The following is a 20,233-nucleotide window of genomic DNA, read 5'->3' as shown; positions in this document are numbered from 1 at the left end:
GCCAAACTATACAAAATACGATGAACGTTTTTGATATACTTGTTTTTTTTCGTGATAGGTTTGTAATATAAACCTCACAAAAGAACTAGTATTATGAAACTCAAAAACTACCTTTTTCTCGTTGCAATTTTAGGAGCCTTCTTATTTGTATCCTGTACTCCTGAGAACGTCGAAGATGAACAAACAGAACAACAAATCGACCCAAGCACAGTATCAGTCCCAAACAGAGGGTAAGCCAAATTTATTTTTAGGAGGAATTGTTGTATTAATTATAGCCTTAACTCCTTTTTTATATTATGCATATGAAAGTTTCCCAAGCGGTCAAGTTTGGGAAACTTCATTATTTACAGTGGAAACAACATTCCCCTCTATGTATCAATATGCTTGGTTCATAGCAGGAAAAGTGGTTCCTCTTATCTTACTGCTATTATGGTTTTTTACCTGTAAACATTGGTGGCATTGGATCATAATTGTACCAATCGCCATGTATGCCTTTCAATTATGGGCCATTATCAAGCAAAGTTCAAGTGTTGATGAACTCGAATTATATTATTTGATTCCGTTAATGCTTGTAATTGTTCCTTCTGTATATTTAATTCGAGCAAAATTATTCGCTAAAATAAGAGGTAGTGATTTAAAATCTTTCGAAGAAGAATTGGGGCAGAAACGTTCCTTTTGGCAACAAATCAAGGATTTGTTCAATTAAGCCTCCTTTTTCTTTTCGAACTTTTTAATGTAATAAGAAGGATAAATGCCATACTTCTTATAAAACCCTCGCGAAAAAGACTCCGCATTCTTGAACCCACATTCTTGGGCAATGGCTTTTATAGTAAATTTGCGGTACAATTCCTGCGACAACAACTCTTTCATGGCGTATTCCAGGCGTAAGTCACTTACGTATTGTGAAAACCCCTTCCCTATTTTAAAGTTGACAACCCTTGACAAATAACTTGAGTTTGTATCCATTTTCTTTGCCAAGGTGTTTAAATTGACCTTAGCATTTAAAAAACCCTTATTTGATTCAAATTTTTTCAATCCTTTGGTAATCATATCTATTACCTCTGGAGAAATTTCAGGTGCAGGATTTACCGCCTCCAAAGGTTTCGGGGCCTTCTTGGCTTCGGTATTATTTACCAATGCTTCGAATCGCATTCTGAAAATACGCTGCCTGTTGTAATAATAAGCAACCAATCCCAAGGACAGCACCAAGAGCACACCAACTCCCCAAAATAATGCTTGATTTCTTTGCTCCCTTTTTTCGAGGGCATCTATTAAGGCCTGCTTTTCCTCTAACAATAGAGGCGTTTCAAATTCCCTAATATGTCTGGGCTGAAATGCCAAATAGTTCTTTTTTATAATGCTGTCCAAGCCAATTATTCTATCTAAATACTCAATTTGTTTTTCAGTATTCCCTTTGGCTTTATACGTTTCAAAAAGACCTTTATTTAGTAGCCTATCAGATTGTATTAAAGAAAGTACCTTCTCTCCGTGAAATAAGGAATCGGCAATTAATAAATGCGCCAAGGCCTTATCAAACTCCTTCATTTCATTGTACGCCAACCCTTTAAAAAGATTAGTGTTCTTGAGGTAATAATGGGATACATTGTATGACTTTTGATTAACTATGGAGTCCCCAAGAGCCAAAACTTTCCCATAGTTGCCAGAATAGTATTCAATTTCCATTTGGGCATCCAGACCCCAGGCGATATCCCTAAATTTATCATAGCCTTCATACTCTTTAACCTTTTCCTTGGATTTTTGGAGGTAAATACGGGCAGAATCCAGTTTTTTCAAATTCAAATAACAAAAGACAAAGCATTGAAAAGAAGTGATTTCATCCTTTAATTGGTAATTCTTAACATTGTCCCTTTTACTCTTTCTTGTGGACTTAATAACTTGGGCTAAGTGATCCTCCTGCATCAACTTATGGCGTTTCTTTTGGAGTTCAAGTGCTTTTTCGGAATCACCCCACTCTCCCTGAAGAAATACCAATCGATCCATCAAATAGGTTTGTTGTGGTACATTTCCCCTAGCCTTGGCTATTTCATACGCCGTTAAATAGTCCTTAAACGAAGAGTAAGGATCATATCGATCCCCATCCTTCAAAAAACCCCGTGTTAAATATCCTTGGGCAGGATAGGTTATATGCTCCAAATCCTTGGTTAATAGGATCACACTATCCGCCATTGCAATATTCCTTTCGGTATGAAAAATGAACGACATTCGATCATAAGCCCGTGCCATTTTAATGGTATCCCCTTCCCTTCTACCCCTTTCCAAATAGGTTCTGGCAATCGTTTCTTGTTTTAGGGTGTCGTTTTCAAAATCATCGAAAAGTGTTAGGAGTTCTTCATCCTGTAATTGATCCAAGTAAGATTGGTTAAAATCCTGACCGTAAGAATTGGAAAGGACGAATAAGAAAAATATTAGGCAAGAGTACTTCATATAAATGTGTTCTTGTAACGTTAAAACCAAGTCTTTCATATGTGGAGCTCCTTTGGAAACAAGAAATATTCAAAATATCATATAACATAATGAAAAACAAATACTTATAAATGGCAATTTCTAATTGAAATCAAGAATTGTTGTCCTAGAATTCAAGAATTCTCACTAACAATACTTGGAAAAACCAACCAACACAACGATTTTTGATATCGGCATACTGGAAAGATGTATTAGAATGATTAAAATGCCATTCCGAACGCATGCATTTACGCATTGACTTATGGAGGGAGAAGTCAAGTCCGGAATGGCATTACTAATATACGTACACGACCTTAAACATGTTTCCATTTTTTCAATTTTATTATGTAACTTGGTACGACTAATGCCAACCTTGTATGTCGCAACCTACCTCTCCCTTCACCAAAGCACAATTGCTGCCACAGGAAGAAACCCTAGAAATTGCCCATGAAAAAAGGGATCTGGTCATAGGCATCCCCAAGGAAATTCACTTTCAGGAACAACGTATTTGCCTAACACCGGATGCTGTAGCAGCCCTTGTAGCCAATGGACATCAGGTACTCATTGAGCGTGGCGCCGGTAAAGAAGCCGGGTATTCGAATAAAGACTATAGTGAAGCAGGTGCGCAAATTTCGGAAGACACTAAAAAAGTGTTGGGTTGTCCTATAATTCTTAAAGTGGAACCTCCAACCCTTTCCGAGCTGGAACACATTAACCCAAAAACGGTTTTGATCTCCGCCCTGCAATTAAAAGGACAAAAAAAGGAGTATTTCGAAGCATTGGCAAAAAAGAAAATAACAGCACTGGCATTCGAATTCATTAAAGATGAGGATGGTAGTTACCCCGCGGTAAAATCCCTTAGTGAAATTGCAGGAACAGCCTCTGTACTTATCGCTTCGGAATTAATGGTGAATGCTAAGACCGGAAATGGCTTGCTCTTCGGGAATATTAGTGGTGTACCGCCTGTAGAAGTGGTAGTGATTGGTGCTGGAACGGTAGGACAATATGCAGTGCGTTCGGCATTGGGACTGGGCGCCAATGTAAAAGTTTTTGACAACTCCATTACCAAACTACGAAGGATTCAGTCCAAGGTTGGGCAAGCTTTGTACACCTCTACCATACAACCCAAAAACCTCCTGAAGGCCCTTAGGCGTTGCGATGTAGCCATTGGCGCAGTACGCGGGAAGCACCGTTCTCCCGTTATAGTCACAGAAGCCATGGTAGAATGCATGAAAAAAGGGGCGGTTATCATAGATGTAAGTGTGGACATGGGTGGTTGCTTTGAAACTACCGAATTAACCTCGCATGACAGTCCTACTGTGACCAAACATGGTGTATTACATTATGGGGTTCCCAATATCCCTGCCCGCTATCCGAAATCTGCCTCAGTCTCCTTGAGTAATATCTTTACCCCTTACCTGCTGGAAATTGCCGAATGTGGCGGATTGGAAGAAGCCATAAGAATTGATGCGGGATTAAAAAATGGTTTGTACTTTTACCACGGAATTTTAACGAACAAAGCGGTCGCCGATTGGTTCGATTTACCGTACAGCGATCCCAACTTGCTCATTTTTTAAGAACTTATATTATCACTCTGATTTTCAATGCCTTTAATTAAAAGATTCGTCTACTACTTTGGTGGATTATTGCTAGGAATATGCTTTTTGTACTTCTTTATAGGCGGTAGCGGCGCCTCCTGTGAAATGGATTATCTACCCAATGCACGTGTACTTAAAAACATAAGGCTTAAGAAGCGTGCCTTTTCCGATAATGTATTACAAGAACTCACACGCCAACAATTGGATACCTCTGCAATCTCCAAGGTGCTGGAAGATGGAGACGTTCTCTTTTCCCAAAGTGATACCGAGCGGGATGATTGTAACCTATATGTGATTCGTGGCGAAGTATCTGAAAAATGGTTGAAAATTACCGTTGAAAATTGTGAAAACCTGGCGAAGGTAGAAGACATCACAATCACCAAAACCAAAAATTAAATATACCCTTACCCCCTACTGTTAGCAGGTCTTTAACATCCAAGCATTGCTTTGTTCTTTATCTTTAAGGTCATTTTATAACCAATCGTGAAATGACATTAAAAAAAATTGCGTGCCTCCTACTTTTCTGTACTTCCAGTTTAGTATTTACACAAGAAAAAGTAACCATAGCGTGGGATATTTCCCTTTCCATGCAAAACAGAAACATAGAAAAGGAGTTAGGATTCCTTGATAATTATTTTACCAAATACCCCAATACACGAACACGTGTAATTCTCTTCAATGGCATACAATCCAAGCACAATGATGTGGCCGTGAAGGATGGTGATTGGGGTCCCGTTAAAAAGGAATTGGAAGAAGCCATTTACGATGGTGCTACAGGATACCACACCCTAACCTCCATTTGGCAGGACGGAACGACATTCCTTTTTACGGATGGTTTGGAAAATATAGAGGAGGAACTTCCTCCTTTGGGCAAACAATTGTACGTCATCAATAGCCAAACCGATAAAAACCTAAAAAACCTTCAGTTTTTGGCACTTTCCAACAAGGGCCGGTTTGTAGATGTTACTCCCTTGGCAGTAAAAAGAGACGCAAATAAGGATCAGCTTTTTAATGGATTCATTCACGGGGTCGATGTTCCCATGGAAGCTGTAAGCATTCGGATAAAGGATACCAACAAAAAGGTTCGTCCAGATTTTGATGGCAATTTTGAAGTGCTTGCTCGGCCCGGAGATGTACTCGTGGTTGAGGTTGCTGGTATTGCCCCCATTGAAAAGGTCCTTTCTGAAAATGATGAGTTGAATATTTGGATGGAATATGATGGTATTGAATTGGATGAAGTTCTTTTAGAAAAGAAAAAGAAGGAAGAAGATACAGAAGAGGTCAACACGGGCAATGGCCGCCAGAAAAAACGAAATGTTGGCTATGGAATTACCACTTTGGAATCGGAGAACTTCAATTCGGCTTCCACAACCATAAGTGAAGCCCTACGTGGAAAACTTCCGGGTGTTAGGGGAAGCAATATTGAAACCTCCATTATTAGGGGACAAACAAGTATAGTAGGCAATAATTTTCCATTGATCATTTTGGACGGGGTCCCCTTGCCTATAGGACAGTCCACCGATTTTATTAGTCCAGGCTCTATAGATTCTGTAACGGTGTTAAAAGGTTTTGCTGCTACGGTAATTTACGGATCGCAAGCTTCTGGAGGGGCTATTCTTCTCAAAACCAAAATGATGGCCGAAAGGGAGCGTAGGGAATTACGGGAAGCAGAGGCAAGAAAAGTAGTAAATCAGTACAAGGGCAATATCCAGGACACCCCTGTATACTCTAAGACCTATTTGAAGGAGCTCGAACAACAATCTGATGTGTTTTCTGCCTACACCCTGTACCTAAAGCAACGTGTTGCCCATATGGACAATGCCACTTATTTTGTGGATCTCTTCGAGTTCTTTTCAACGAGAAACACCCGTATCGCTAAAACCATTGGCTATGGTGTATTAGAACAGCATAGTGGTGACTTTGGGGCTTTGCGCACCATGTTATTTAAATCAAGGGAGAAAAAGCTCTACGATATGGAACTGCATTTTGCCAAGGCTATGGTTGAATATTACCCAGATAGAATTCAATCTTACCTTGATCTAGCGATGGCTCAGAAAAACAACAATAAACTTCAGGTAGCCCTAGATATACTCGTAGGGATTACTAAAGGGACCATACGTCCTGACCTGGATTTTAACCCATTGCGCAAAACAGCTGATCAGGAAATAAGGAACCTCTTGGCGAACCACAAGGATGCCCTGGAAATTAGCAAAACGGAGGTTACCCATCTTAAGAAAGAACCTTTGGAAGCCAGAATTGTATTCGATTGGAGCCAGTGGGACTCTGATTTTGAACTTATTTTTATTAGCCCTGATGAAAACTACACCCGTTGGAAGCACACTTTGGATAACCCCGAGCGATTGAAAAAAGAACTAACCCTAGGATTCTCACAGGAAGAATTTGAAATTGCCGGAGGGGAAAAAGGTGTTTGGAATGTGATCGTAAAATACCTGGGAAATCGAAGTCAGAAAAAATCGCCCGAATACATTCGTTGCTTTGTACAATACAATTTTGGAAATGGAAACGAGCGGACCGAGGAATACATTATCCATCTGTTTGAAGAAGGCAGTGAACAGCTTGCTTTTAGTCTGAACACACATTCTGGGTAAAGAAGACGTCGTCATTTGTAAACCTTAGGAACCTTAACAAATCAACAACACAATTTGTTGACAATCTTTAGTACATTTAGTAGAAATACTCTAGATCATGGCTCGTAAGATATTATTTGGCTTGTTATTTTTAAGCACTTTTCTGGCCTTCGCCCAGGAAAAAGTAACCATCGCATGGGATGTATCACTATCTATGCAGGAACGCAACCTAGATAAGGAATTGGAATTCCTCGACACCTATTTCTCCAAATACCCAAACTGTACTGCAAGGGTAATTCTCTTTAATGGCATTCAAGCCAAGTCCAAGGACTTTGCAATTACGGATGGGAAATGGGAACCGGCAAAAAAACTACTTCAGAATGCGCAATACGATGGTGCCTCGGGATACCATACACTGACCAAAACCTTTACCGATGGGACCACTCTACTTTTTACTGACGGGGTTGAAAACATTGAAAAGGATGTCCCTTCTTTAGGCAACGCATTGTATGTTATAAACAGTAAATATGATCATGACTTAAAAAACCTTCAGTTTCTGGCCTTATCCAACAAAGGGAGGTTTATCGACTTGGCTCCCAAAGAGAAGCCATTCTATAATGCAACTCCAATGATCTATACCGGAAATGTATACGGTGAGGACGTAATGCCGCAAATGGTCTCCATTGCAGTGAAAAACACGGGAATCAAAATAGCACCTGCCAGCGATGGCTCCTTTCAAATAAAGGCGAAACCTGGAGATATTATTGTGGTTGAAGCCCCAGGCCTTCCCAAAGTGGAAGAAACCATGACGGAAAACAGCAATCTCAATATCTGGGTTCGTAACGCAGGGATTGAACTGTCTCAAGTATTCCTCCAAAAAGAAAGGGATAAAGAAGAAAAGCTAGTAACCACAGGGTATGGCAGGGTCGATAAAAAGTCCTTGGGTTATGCCGTTCAGAGCGTTTCAGCAGAAGATATGAATACAGGTTTTGGAACCGTATCTGGTGCGCTAAGTGGAAAAATCTCCGGGGTTGGCGATGGATCTAATTCCGATATTAGCGTTGCAACAATTAGACAGGCTAATTCTGTTTTGTGGGCACGACACCCACTTATCTTAATCGATGGCGTCCCGATACCTAAATCCATTACAAGGCCTTCTTCGGGTACAAGGGCCCAGGTTTCAAACTTTATCGATCCGAACAATATAGCCGATATTACAATATTAAAGGGGTTCGCAGCCACCAACAGATATGGATCTGAAGGCAGTGGCGGTGTAATTCTTATTAAGACCAAAGGTAAGGCCGACATGGAGGAGGCTGAGGATCGTTTAAAAAGTGAGAAAACACAGAAAAAAACGACAGGCTATAAAGGGAATGTTGCTCCTCCCCCACAATATACACAGTTGTACCTTACATCTTTATCGAAATATTCTGACACAGAGGAGGCTTATGCCAATTACTTGACACAAAGGGATTCTGAAATGGATAATCCCAATTATTTTGTGGACCTATTCGATTTCTTCACCACAAAAAATCAAGTACTCGCAAAGACAGTTGGATCCAATATCCTAGAATTACACTCAAAGGATTTTAGTGCGCTTCGCTCTTTGCTCTTTAAGGCCAAAGAGAAGAAGTATTATGATATGGAACTAGATATTGCCAAAGCTACGCTTAATGCTCACCCCAATAGAATACAAGCCTATATGGATCTAGCTAAAGCACAAAAGAATAACGGTAATTACCAAGCGGCTTTGGATTTACTGCTTTCAATTGCCAAGGGATCTGCCAATCCCAATGTGGACTTCACACCTATTCAAAAAACTGCGAACCAAGAAATAAGAAACTTGGTGGCTGAACACAAAAACAACTTGGAATTGAGTAAAATTGAAGTTTCACATCTTAAAAAAGAACCTTTGGATGCGCGTATTGTATTCGATTGGAGTGATTGGGATGCTGATTTCGAGTTAACTTTTATCAATCCCCAACGGGATTTTGTAACATGGAAACATACCGCCGAAAACCAAACAAGGTTAATGGATGAACAAATTAAGGGATACTTGCAAGAGGAATTCGAAATAGCAGGTGGAGATAAAGGGGTATGGCAGATTAACGTAAAATATTTAGGAAATAGAACGGAAGGAAACGAAAAACCAGTATTCCTTCGCTGTTTGGTGCAATATGGTTACGGTTCTTCCAATGAGCGCACAGAAGAATATGTACTCCGATTGTTTAAAAAAGGTAGCGAACAATTGGCAGTAAGGGTGGCAACACAGTAAGAAACTACAGTCCCCGACGTTGTTTTTCGCGTTTCAGCAAATCCAGCTCTCGGCTTGTTTGACCGGCTACGGAGGTATTTTCCTCTGCCCTACGAATTAAATAAGGCATTACATCTTTTACCGGACCGAAAGGAATATACTTTGCTACATTATAACCGGCAGCGGCCAAATTATAACTGATATGATCGCTCATTCCGTACAATTGCCCAAACCATACCCTGGTATCATTACGCAGTAGACCCTTGGCATTCATCACTTCCATTGCCAAATAGGTGCTTTGTTCGTTGTGAGACCCTAAGAAAAGGGAAATATCACTTAAATGGTCCAAGATATAATTCACGGTACTATTAAAATGATCGTCCGTAGCTACTTTGCTAGCACAAATGGGGGTAGGATATCCCTTTGCTTCTGCTCGGTCATTTTCCTTTTCCATATAAGCCCCTCGTACGACCTTAAAACCAAGCTTATAGCCTTTTGCCCTAGCTCTTTCGTGTATGGCCTTTAAATAATCCAACCGATCCCAACGATAGCATTGTAGCGTATTAAAGACAATTGGCTTATCCTTGTTATATTTCTCCATCATACGCTCACAGAGTTCATCTGCAGCGTCCTGCATCCAAGTTTCCTCACCATCGATCAGTAAAGCTATGTCGCAATCGTATGCAATCTGGCATATCTTTTCGTATCTCGCTACGATGCGTTCCCACTCTTCCTTTTCACTTTCTGATAAAGGCTGCTTTTCTGTAATTTTTTGCCAGATTTCAAACCTTCCAAGTCCAGTGGGTTTAAACACTGAAAATGGCATAGCTTTCTTTTCCTTTGCAAAACGGGTTAGCTCGATCACCTTTTCCATGGTAGCGTCAAACTGCGCCTCTTCCTCCTTCCCTTCCACAGAATAGTCCAGTACCGAATGAACATCGGCTTCTTTCAAGCTATCTACCACAGGCATACAATCCTCTTCGTTCACGCCCCCGCAAAAATGATCGAATACCGTAGATCGAATAAGTCCTTCTACCGGTAAGTTAATGTTAAGCGCAAATTTTGTAGCCGCGGTTCCTATGCGCACCAATGGTTCTTTAGAAATCATTTTAAACAAAAAATAGGCCCTTTCTAATTGAGAGTCATTCTTTAACTTAAACGCGATTTCCGTATTGTCGAAAAGATGTTTTGTTGTCATTTCAATACTAATATCGTCACAAATATACTTAGATTTGATATCTCAAACAGCCCAAAATTAAAGGATGCAGAAAAAAATTGTAAAGGACAGAGGATCTGTATATTTAGGACAGTATGGATGGGAAGTTGTTTCCAATACCATACAAGAGCTGAACCCTTCCAAAGTATTTGTACTTACCGATACCAATACCGCTAAACACTGCCTTCCCTATTTTGAGGCTTGTATTGATTTGGATGTTGCCTATGAACACATCAGCATTCCTGTGGGCGAGATTCATAAAAACATTAGTACATGTACCCAATTGTGGGAACAGTTGTCTGGGCTGGGTGCTGACCGAAAAAGTTTACTTATAAACCTAGGTGGTGGAGTTGTAACCGATTTGGGCGGGTTTGTGGCCTGTACGTACCAAAGGGGAATTGAGTTCATTAATATCCCTACGTCCTTATTGGCAATGGTAGATGCCGCCGTTGGAGGAAAAAATGGTGTGGATCTTGGTAGCCTTAAAAATCAAGTGGGCATCATTAAGAACCCTCACAGCGTAATTGTTGACATTCAATTTTTAGAAACCCTATCCGATGAGGAATTCAGAAGCGGCATGGCCGAAATGATCAAGCATGGATTGATCCATTCTGAAAGCTACCTAAAAAAGGTAATGAACATGACTCGGAACCAAAAAGTAGATTTAGAGGAGGTTATCTGGGAATCTGTTTTAATTAAAAACGAAGTCATTACCCAAGATCCCCTCGAGCAAGGGCTTCGCAAAACCCTGAATTATGGTCATACACTTGGTCATGCCATAGAATCCTTTTGTTTGCAATCTTCGGAAAGACAAACCTTGTTGCACGGAGAAGCCATTGCTATTGGAATGGTTTTAGCCAATTATATTTCACACAAATTGTTCCAGTTTCCCGAAGGTAAACTTCTAGAAGTTGCAGTCTTTATAAGGCAACGTTATGAAAAGGTATCGTTTTCGAGCACAGAAATCGATGAGATTATTAAATTGTTAATCTTCGATAAGAAGAACTCCCATGGAAGTATTCAATTTGTACTTTTGGAAGACATCGGGATCCATAAATTGAATTGTAAAGTTCCAAATGCCATCATTCACGAGGCATTTAAATTTTTCAACGATTTTTAATTTTTTGAAAATTCTGCTGTATATTTAAAGTACCATTTACAACCATCATATTCCCCAAAATGAAAAGAGTAATCGTTGATTATAAAAAGTTGACGCCTGAGATCCTCTCGTTACTTGTTGACAAATATCCAGATGGATATGACGATAAGCATATTATTGTTTTCAAAAATGCCAGGAATGAGACTGTTGAAGCGGTCGAAGTAGATACTGAAGACACCAAATACCTTGTTAAAGTGAGTTCACGTTTGGTAAACTCCATGGCCAACTTCGACTTGGACGACTACGACCAATCCGATTACAATGAGCCCATTAGTGAGTTACCGGATAAGAATACGGGTGACGACGATTAAAAATCTATAAATAACGCTCACTTATAATATGCGCATGATGTATTTCATGACCACTTATAATGGAAAGAGCTGCTAGTACGGATAATGGCGAACCGCTCGCTTCTCCCCTTCTTTTTAGTGTATCCCCAGAAAAGCTTTTGGTCATGGCTATGGTCGCGTTCCTTACTGCAGCATATTCGTGCAGTAACTCTTCCATAGTTCGTTTTACGGGACGTGCTGTCATAGCGAATTCGTCTTGGTCAAACCCTTTAATCACTACATTTTCTGCCCGCGCAAATTGAAGCGCCCTATACGCAAATACACGTTCAGTGTCAATGATATGCAATAATACCTCCCTAGGCGTCCATTTTCCATCGGCATATTGGTAATCGTGCTTATCTAATGGAATATCATCGAAAAAGGCTTTGGTGGCCGAAAGACCGTGTTCCAAGCTTTCCAGAATAGGTTTATTCCCAGTTAAATCGATGTATTGTTTGTAATATGTATTATAGTCAATTCCAGGTGTCATAGCCTAGGTTTTAGATACGTTTCAAATATAAAAAACCCCTCGTTGGAGAACGAGGGGTTTACTATATATTTAACACAAGCTATTTTATTTCGTGGAAAATAGAATGCATTAATCGTTTCTTGTCATTAATACTCTCTTCCAAAGAGATCATTGTCTCTGTACGGGTAACCCCTTCAATATCATCTACCTGATAAATAATTTCCTTTGCATGGCTTGTATCCTTTGCGCGTATTTTGCAGAAAATATTGAACTTCCCTGTAGTCACATGGGCTACAGTAACAAAAGGAATTTCATTGATACGCTCCAAAACAAATTGTGTTTGCGATGTCTTTTGTAAAAACACACCTACATACGCAATGAATGAATATCCTAGTTTTTTGTAATCTACTGTTAGGGAAGAACCAATAATAATTCCTGCCTCTTCCATCTTTTTAACCCTTACATGTACGGTACCTGCAGAAATTTGAAGTTTTTTAGCAATATCCGTAAATGGTGTCCTTGTATTTTCAATCAACATATCCAAGATATGATGGTCGGTTTCGTCTAGTTTAAATTTTGCCATAAGTGTTTACGTTGTCATGGCAAAAATATATCTTTTCCTAAAAAACGTCGAAGGAATCTTTGAAAAATACACGATTAGTTGCGTATTTATCAACAATCATTGACACTTTCTCATTTTCGAAAACGTTTTCGTGAATATTCATCAAAATTTCAGCTCCTTCCCCATCTATTTCCTTGTGTCCCAAATAATTCGATAAATTTCCGATTTCGTCAATTTTTGGCACCAATAAAATGCCCTTTTCTGTCAATTGTTCTTCATACTGAATGGCAACGTCTTGAATTTCATCCGAACCGTCCATACGGACATTACGCAGTAAGATATCACGGTATAATTTTTCGTTCTCCGGAATAGAACGATACGATAGCGGTTTTAATTCAATGCCATCATCGGGGTACAGGCCAAAAAGCTTCAAATAAGCATAAAATATATACTTTCTGGTAACATCCCGACTATAATCATTAGGGAAATGGCCCGCTTCAAACAAAATGGTAGGAATCCCTTTAGATTGAAAGGTATCGCCTACGCAGTTATCGTTAAATGTATCGTCATATCTTCCAATCTGCCTAGGTAGTTGCCGGTTAAGCATCGTTGCCATCCTAGCAATGCTATCCATTGCCATTTTACGGGCTTTGGTCGTGGATCTTTTAGGGTTTGCAGCAGGCGCCAAGAATGAAACCGTAGCACTTTTTCCTCCGGGTAGGCTATACAATGTCCTCTGATCGTGTAAATTGAGGCATAAATCAGGCGAAAACGCATCAAACACTTTCCTTAACACTTTGCTTTCGGGTTGGGAAAGTTCCTTGGCATCACGATTTAAATCAATACTATTTGCATTCTCCCGGGTATATAGCTCGGCTCCATCGGGATTAAGCATTGGCAAAACCTTAAAGGTGTAATTGTTAAGGAACTCCTGTATTGCGTCTTGGAAGTACTCTTTTTGGGTTAGGAATTTAAAAAAATCGAATAAAGCTTTGGTCGTGGTAGATTCGTTCCCGTGCATTTGAGACCAAGCCAGCACTTTTTTTGATCCCGAACCAATGGTAAGCGAAACAATTTTTTGACCATTTACCGATCGCCCAACTGTTTCCAAATTGAACTTTTCGGAATAGGATTCCAATATGGGGTCGAGGTGATGAAAGGCGATATAACGGCCTTTTAATTTCGATTCAAAATACGTCTGATACCAAGCTTCAATTTTCATGCAGAAAAATAACGTTTACAAAAGTAAACATCTATAAGTTTACAATTGTAACCAATTAATTTGATGAATTCTGTTAATTCCTGTAAACAATAGAGTGGTAAAGTTTACAACAATACCGCAAATTTTAACATCTATATGTAAATATAAATTTAATTTATTTATTTTCAGAATATTAGGTGTCTTAATGTAAACTAATTATTCAATGATTAATTCCTGTGTTTACAAATTTAACTTGTTCTATCCATTCACCTTGATTACATTTGTAACTAAGTTGGGTATAACTTAAAGTTACAATGGTAAACACACTAGAGTTTTCGAAAAGGCTTCAAAAAATCCTTGAATTTTATGGATTATCTGCTACTGCCTTTTCTGAAAAAGTTGCGTTTAACCGGTCCACTATTTCGCATTTACTTTCGGGTAGAAACAAGCCAAGTTTAGAATTCGTAATGAAGGTGCTGGAGGAATTCCCGGAAGTAGAATTGTATTGGTTATTAAATGGAAAAGGTTCCTTCCCTCCCACTTCAAAAATTGAAATTGCCGAGAAACCGGTTGAAGCATCCGAGGATGTTTTTGACACTTCAAAAACCATCATCGAAAAAAAGGACAGGGAAATTAAGAATGTCCCGGTTCCAACTTCTGAAGAATCCGTTACCAGTGTTTCCAATAAGGACTCTGAAATCGATCAAATTGTAATTTTTTATAAAGACGGAAGTTTTAAGGCCTTCAAATAAGGATCATCTTCGTAAATTTGTACAAAATCCCAATATGCGCCCAATTATTGCGATGGTACCCCTTTTATTGCTTTCAAGCTGCTTTTCTCCACCAAAAAGAGATTGTTCCGAATTTAAAACCGGAACATTTACATTCGAAGCCCTGATAGGAACTGAAATTGAGACGACTACATTCGTGAGAAATGATTCTCTGGAAATTGATTATTTTCGGGGAAAAGCGGATACCTCTTCCATACGATGGATTAATGACTGTGAGTATATCGTTAAGAAAGTACACCCTAAGAATATGGCTGAGAAGAAGGCTATCCATATGCGCATATTGTCTACAGACAAGAACAGCTATACCTTTGAATACGGCATTGTAGGCGAGGCGAACAAACAGAAGGGAACTGCTGTAAAAGTTAAATAGTTTAAAAGATTGCAATGAAAAAATCCTTGGAGTTATTTCAAAGAATTGTACATAATTTATTGGAAGATGAGGCGACAAATCCGGTAGCTGAATTTGTATCCTCCGAAGAACTATTCGATCAAATGGATCTGGGCCTGGAAGAAAAGCCCATTTCTGAAGACGATTTTGCTTCCATTCTACAGGATTTGGTATTTAAAACCCCGAGAACGGCTACCAATGCCTTTTTCAATCAATTATTTGGCGGACGTAATGACAAGGCGATATTAGGGGATCTATTGGCTGTAATGCTCAATAATAGCATGTACACCTATAAAGCTGCCGGCCCTATGATCGGTGTAGAAAAGGCCGTGTTGCGCAAAGTTTGTGATATCATTGGTTGGGATGGAGATTCGGATGGTACTTTTGCCTCTGGAGGATCCATGACCAACTTCATGGGAATGCTAATGGCCCGCGATTTCAAGCAACGGAAAGCTCGCTATGAAGGCGTGCAAAACAACTTAACTGTTTATACTTCATGCGAATCACATTATAGCACCCCCAAAAATGCTGCTTTTAGTGGCATAGGCAGGGATAATGTGAGATCTGTGGCAGTGGATGGAATGGGCCGTATGAAGGTGGATGCTCTAGAAACTGCTATCGTTAAGGATCTTGAAGCCGGATATGTTCCTACTTTGGTGAATGCCACAGCGGGAACCACTGTATTAGGAGCCTTTGACCCCATAGATGGTATTGCGGATATCTGTAAGAAATACGGGGTTTGGTTGCATGTGGATGGAGCGTACTGCGGGTCTGTTATTTTTAGTGGGAAATACACGCATTTGCTCAAAGGTCTTTCGAAAGTAGACTCCTTTAGCCTAAACGCCCATAAAATGATGGGTACTCCCCTTACCTGTTCTTTACTTATGGTGAAGGATAAAAAATACCTTTATGATAGCTTCTCCAACGATGCTAGTTACCTATATCAAACTGATCACGATGATTTTAACTTAGGAAAAACGTCATTGCAATGTGGTCGTCGTAATGACGCCCTAAAGTTCTGGACCTTATGGAAAAGCGTGGGGACCCAAGGATTGGAAGAAATGGTTAACAAACAATTTGAATTGGCTGACTTTGCGCGCGATTATGTTCGAAATCATCCAGACTATCAGGATTACAGTATAGATGAATCTATCTCTGTTTGTTTCAATTATAAGGGAATTCCGGCTAGGGATCTTTGCACCTTACTATATGAGCATTCTCAATTGCTCGTAGGTTATGGCACTTTCAATGAAGATGAATTTGTGCGATTGGTAACCATAAATGTGAATAATGATACAGGGGTCATAAAGGATTTCTTTACCACTTTAGAGCGTTTTGTGGAGGAAAATGCGGCAAACTTTTTATTAGAAAAGAATATTTAACTAAAAAAAGCCCCAGTCGGGGCTTTTTTTAAATTTAATTACCGTGTTTAGTTCGATCCAAAATTATATTTCTTCTCATCTAGGATGTTTCCATCTTTATCCAGGGTTCTTATTTGTCTACCAAACGAATCGTAAGTGTAGTTTATTTCTTGCTTTCTAGAGTCAATTTCTGTAACCAAGTGCCCCTCAGAATCGAAAAGGCTAATATGGGTCATTGTTTCAAGAGGTAGCCCTGAGTATAGTGGCAACAAAGCTGATTTTAGTCCGCTTTCTAAATTCTGCAGTTCTGAATAGCTGTAATCCAATTCAGCTATAACCTCACTAAACCTAGCATTGTTTACTGTGGCCACAGCATATTTATGGTCATATCCATAAAGTGTGGTTAAATACACTCCGTTGCCATCATGCACCTCTAAAATATTGCCATTGTCGTCTATGTTTGTTATTTCTGAAATTAATCTGAAATCAGAGGTGTTGGCTTTAGATAATATTTTCTTTGGGTATACTTTTCCAGAAGCCGTCGTGGCCATTTCTGTGCGCCCAATGGAAATTATTTCTCCATTTAGTCTTTCAGTAATCTCGTATGGAAGATTGAGCATATTCTTATCGTCAACAAATGAGTAGTACTGGTAAGCATAACTTATGTCTTGTCTTTCGGAAAGCCCTAAACTATTGGTTGTGGTCTGGCTCGTTTTTAGGCCTAAATTGTTATAGGTGAAGTCCGTAGTTGTTTCAATTTGTGAAGTACCTTCAAACTTTTGTCTTTCATAAGTATCCATTAATTTTACACTGAATGCGGTAGAAATATGGTACTGTCCGTTGTAGTAAGAGTTAGTGAGCACTACCGACCAATTGTTTATAGTTTCACTTTCTAAATTTCCTGATGCATCTCTAATTTCCTGCTTTTCCATAAGCCCGGCCATTCTTGCATCGGTCTCTCCCGTATTGAAGTATTGCTTTGTATATCCAATGTTACCTGAACCAATTCCACTACCATTATTCTTAATGGTAACTTCTCCATAAAAAGTATTGGTTTGAGAAGCATTCGTGTAATCTGCTGTATAAGAATAATCTATTTCCCGCGGTAAACCTGTCTGAGAGTCTAAGATGATCTTATCTACAACAACATCATAGATGTTGTCATTTGTTTGTTTATCCTCAATCAAGCGATGAAGATACACCGTAAAACCACCAGAGCTCGAGGATTGCCCTCTTAAGAACATATTGGAATTGGACATATATGCATGATCCAATACCGGTGTACTATGCAAATAAAATGGTTCAAAGAAATTGTTGGGAAAATCTTCATATTGAATTTGATTAGTCTCCTTGTTTCTACTTATAAGCTTTGTAAGTTTCTCGCTTGGGTTTTGGCCTAACTCAACCAAAATATGATCATTGTGGTTCGTTTTTACAATACTAGTGTTTTTTGTGGGATGCAGTAAACTCGCTCCACCTAATGTTCCCCCACTTGCCCAGTTTCTTGTGTATAAATGATTACCTGCCACGGCAAAGTTCCTTGTTATTGCAGCGTGATAGCTCACATGGTTGGTGAAAGGTTGAAGAAAATGATTTGACCAAGTGTTGGTGTTGGGATTGTATCGTTTGTAAAAGAAACGCTTGGGGTTGTATTCTTCCCTAGACAATATCATGTCCTCACCAATATACGTATTGTACGTTTGTCCAGAAGTAATACCATCTCCAATATTTTTAACGTTCCATGCGCTACCATTGAATCTAGAAGACTTACTCGGTTCTTTGGCCCAAAACCAAGAAATGGTATTCATATTATTAAAGGAAGAATAAATGAGGTTCCTATCATCATCATAGGCACCAATGACGTCGTCTACAGCATTGACATTATAATTGGTGTCCCAACGTAAAAAGAACTCAGGATTGTCATGTGCAATATAACCCGTCATAGTCCTTCCAGGAAAGAAATGGCTCGGAAGTTCCACTGTGGCCACACGTGCAAGCATATAATCCGTCCACGATTTGCTAACCCATTTTTTCTCACTATCTAAATAATGGATATAATAATTATCCAAACGCGCTTGACCGGTAATAAAATCATATCCTCCATCTTCATTCAGAGCAATTATAAAATTGTGCCCAGCACCATAATAATACTGTCCATTTCCCTGGCTTATAGATTTAAAGCGCCAATCATCCCCAGCCCAAAAGTAATTCTTAAGACTTCCTTGATGGTGTGTGCCAACACTAACATACTCATCCCCTGCCATAAGTTTAGGGTCTCCAGCCCCTACGTAAAGGTTTATTTGCTTATACGTATCCCAGCTTCTTCCATCCCAATTTAAATGAAAAAGGAAAAGATCTGCACTATCCGTGGAGTACCTGTGATTCAGAATTCCATAAAAATCTCCTTTAAAAACAAATTCAACTTGTTGTAATCTCTGAATAGGACTACCCCCTACCTCGAACAATTTATTATCAAAATCATAAATTTCATCTTGCACGAATTGATCACCACTCCAAACGTAGCGCATAGCTCTTAATCTATGCAAATCGGTACCATATTCTTGATTCGAAATATAGAATTTCAAGGCGTAAGACTCTCCTGCATGCACGCCGAGCAAGGTATAATCGCTTATAGCGCTTGTGTTTTTACGAGAATTAGAAAATAAGAGCTTATTTTCATAATCATAGGTTACAGTACCACCGGAGGGATATGTGATTTTTTCAATTCCTCCTTGAAAAGCTCCAACGGCAGTATGGTACTCGAATTCCTGAGATGGAAGGGATTGTGAAAGACCATCCCCTTTGGTAATAGAAGTTAGGTATCTTTTCTTGGTTGAAGCCGCTTGTGTGTCTACAACCAAATATTTTAAATCATATGTAAACTTTATATTGTTGTTCGAATTGTATATGCTGACGTTGGTAAGATATTTTTTTTCAAACCTTTCTTGGTACGCATCAGGTTCTGCAGTCTGGGTGTAAGGTTCGAAGTATTCATGACTATGTTTATTCGAATAGTTAAAAACAACTTTTCCTCCTTGCGACGATATTATTTCAGAAACATACGAAGCTTCTGTATGTTTGTTTGTGGTTTGAGAGCTATTGTTCCGTCCCTCAACAACGTCATACATGAACGTTAAATAGTTAACGTCCCACTGATCCTTAATTGTTTTTATACGCCACTCAAAGGACATCCTTCCTGTAGGTGTTTGTCTAGTACTACCAATCCAATTGCCCCAAGTAGATAAATATGAACGATCTGAATAAATAAATATTCTTCCGTTCTCATCTACAACTTTCCACTCATCTTGTGTCGTATTAAATGTAACTTCGATGGGGGCGTAGGATTGAGGTCTATATGACCAAATACCACCGCTTTGCCCAATGGGCAACAACTCTATTGTTGAACCCCCATCTACCATATAGAAGGTGTCATCTTCACGAGTCCCCGTATTTTTGTGGTCTGCTATTATTTTGGGAATAGTAAAGGACCACCCAACTCCCAATGTGCTGGTTGGAGCATACTCATTGGTTTTTCTTCCCTGTTGAAAAGCTGATTGTCCATTATAACTGAATGAAACCGGAAAAGAAACACTTTTAGCTGCTATAGTAGCGATAGGGACGTTAAAAGCGACCTTTCCATTGGCAGCATTTACCGAATTTTCAATAAGACCTTCAATAGATTTTCCTAAAGAGAAAGGTGAATCTGAAGGAACTGAAACAGGGGTTTGAGATTCTGTTAGAGAAGCATTTTTACTCTCTTGCTTTGGCAACAACATATCCTCCCCTTCCTGAGAAAACGAAATTTGACAGAGGAGTAAAGTGAATAGGGTTACTAATTTGTACTTTTTCATAAT

General features: G+C 39.3%; 16 protein-coding genes. 10 read left to right on the top strand and 6 right to left on the bottom strand.

The genetic code is table 11. The features are described from left to right. Window positions 1-175: 175 nt before the first annotated feature. On the top strand, window positions 176-706 hold the full coding sequence (locus AC6JAD_RS14275; RefSeq protein ID WP_461303026.1) for a hypothetical protein: 531 nt from the start codon (window positions 176-178) through the stop codon (window positions 704-706). Here the strand turns inward: AC6JAD_RS14275 and AC6JAD_RS14270 are convergent. Further along, on the bottom strand, window positions 703-2,445 hold the full coding sequence (locus AC6JAD_RS14270; protein ID WP_461303025.1) for a helix-turn-helix domain-containing protein: 1,743 nt from the start codon (window positions 2,443-2,445) through the stop codon (window positions 703-705). The two genes, AC6JAD_RS14275 and AC6JAD_RS14270, sit on opposite strands and share 4 nt — an antisense overlap. A gap of 395 nt (window positions 2,446-2,840) precedes the next feature. On the opposite strand from AC6JAD_RS14270, the gene AC6JAD_RS14265 reads away from it, so the two are divergent. The 4 genes from AC6JAD_RS14265 (at window position 2,841) to AC6JAD_RS14250 (ending at window position 8,924) form a co-directional block, all read left to right on the top strand. Further along, window positions 2,841-4,040, top strand: a complete 1,200-nt coding sequence (locus AC6JAD_RS14265) for an alanine dehydrogenase (RefSeq protein ID WP_461303024.1) — start codon at window positions 2,841-2,843, stop codon at window positions 4,038-4,040. 27 nt (window positions 4,041-4,067) lie between these two features. Beyond that, window positions 4,068-4,457, top strand: coding sequence for a hypothetical protein (locus AC6JAD_RS14260; RefSeq protein ID WP_461303023.1), 390 nt, complete (start codon window positions 4,068-4,070; stop codon window positions 4,455-4,457). A gap of 92 nt (window positions 4,458-4,549) precedes the next feature. Next, window positions 4,550-6,670 carry a DUF2135 domain-containing protein gene (locus AC6JAD_RS14255; protein ID WP_461303022.1) on the top strand — a complete coding sequence of 707 codons (2,121 nt, stop codon included), beginning with the start codon at window positions 4,550-4,552 and terminating at the stop codon, window positions 6,668-6,670. 97 nt (window positions 6,671-6,767) lie between these two features. Continuing rightward, on the top strand, window positions 6,768-8,924 hold the full coding sequence (locus AC6JAD_RS14250; RefSeq protein WP_461303021.1) for a DUF2135 domain-containing protein: 2,157 nt from the start codon (window positions 6,768-6,770) through the stop codon (window positions 8,922-8,924). Between the two features lie 4 nt (window positions 8,925-8,928). Here the strand turns inward: AC6JAD_RS14250 and AC6JAD_RS14245 are convergent, their stop codons facing one another. Then, window positions 8,929-10,101 carry a proline dehydrogenase family protein gene (locus AC6JAD_RS14245; protein ID WP_461303020.1) on the bottom strand — a complete coding sequence of 391 codons (1,173 nt, stop codon included), beginning with the start codon at window positions 10,099-10,101 and terminating at the stop codon, window positions 8,929-8,931. Window positions 10,102-10,165: 64 nt separating this feature from the next. Here AC6JAD_RS14245 and aroB point away from each other — a divergent pair, with 64 nt between their 5' ends. Beyond that, window positions 10,166-11,239, top strand: coding sequence for a 3-dehydroquinate synthase (gene aroB, locus AC6JAD_RS14240; RefSeq protein WP_461303019.1), 1,074 nt, complete (start codon window positions 10,166-10,168; stop codon window positions 11,237-11,239). A gap of 59 nt (window positions 11,240-11,298) precedes the next feature. Further along, window positions 11,299-11,589 (top strand): hypothetical protein, encoded by a 291-nt coding sequence (locus AC6JAD_RS14235; RefSeq protein ID WP_461303018.1) that lies wholly within the window; start codon window positions 11,299-11,301, stop codon window positions 11,587-11,589. Between the two features lie 4 nt (window positions 11,590-11,593). On the opposite strand, the gene AC6JAD_RS14230 is transcribed toward AC6JAD_RS14235, so the two are convergent. From AC6JAD_RS14230 to AC6JAD_RS14220, 3 genes are all read right to left on the bottom strand, one after another. Then, on the bottom strand, window positions 11,594-12,097 hold the full coding sequence (locus tag AC6JAD_RS14230; RefSeq protein WP_461303017.1) for a DinB family protein: 504 nt from the start codon (window positions 12,095-12,097) through the stop codon (window positions 11,594-11,596). Between the two features lie 79 nt (window positions 12,098-12,176). Beyond that, window positions 12,177-12,659, bottom strand: a complete 483-nt coding sequence (locus AC6JAD_RS14225) for an Lrp/AsnC family transcriptional regulator (protein ID WP_272862256.1) — start codon at window positions 12,657-12,659, stop codon at window positions 12,177-12,179. Window positions 12,660-12,696: 37 nt separating this feature from the next. Continuing rightward, window positions 12,697-13,860, bottom strand: a complete 1,164-nt coding sequence (locus tag AC6JAD_RS14220; RefSeq protein WP_461303016.1) for a M14 family metallopeptidase — start codon at window positions 13,858-13,860, stop codon at window positions 12,697-12,699. 293 nt (window positions 13,861-14,153) lie between these two features. Between AC6JAD_RS14220 and AC6JAD_RS14215 the strand changes: the two genes are divergently transcribed. Genes AC6JAD_RS14215 through AC6JAD_RS14205 form a run of 3 tightly spaced genes read left to right on the top strand, consistent with a single transcriptional unit; the run spans window position 14,154 to window position 16,400 of the window. Continuing rightward, window positions 14,154-14,591: a helix-turn-helix domain-containing protein gene (locus AC6JAD_RS14215; protein ID WP_461303015.1), complete on the top strand. Its 438-nt coding sequence runs from the start codon at window positions 14,154-14,156 to the stop codon at window positions 14,589-14,591. 34 nt (window positions 14,592-14,625) lie between these two features. After that, the gene (locus tag AC6JAD_RS14210) at window positions 14,626-15,000 is read left to right on the top strand and encodes a DNA topoisomerase IV (RefSeq protein ID WP_461303014.1); all 375 of its coding nucleotides are present in this window, start codon (window positions 14,626-14,628) and stop codon (window positions 14,998-15,000) included. 14 nt (window positions 15,001-15,014) lie between these two features. Further along, window positions 15,015-16,400 carry a pyridoxal phosphate-dependent decarboxylase family protein gene (locus tag AC6JAD_RS14205; RefSeq protein WP_461303013.1) on the top strand — a complete coding sequence of 462 codons (1,386 nt, stop codon included), beginning with the start codon at window positions 15,015-15,017 and terminating at the stop codon, window positions 16,398-16,400. 47 nt (window positions 16,401-16,447) lie between these two features. On the opposite strand, the gene AC6JAD_RS14200 is transcribed toward AC6JAD_RS14205, so the two are convergent. Next, window positions 16,448-20,230 carry a hypothetical protein gene (locus tag AC6JAD_RS14200; RefSeq protein ID WP_461303012.1) on the bottom strand — a complete coding sequence of 1,261 codons (3,783 nt, stop codon included), beginning with the start codon at window positions 20,228-20,230 and terminating at the stop codon, window positions 16,448-16,450. Window positions 20,231-20,233 lie beyond the last annotated feature (3 nt).

The organism is Aureisphaera sp., from assembly GCF_059726885.1.
Note: the sequence above shows the minus strand (reverse complement) of the source record. Positions and strands in the feature narration are given on the sequence as shown.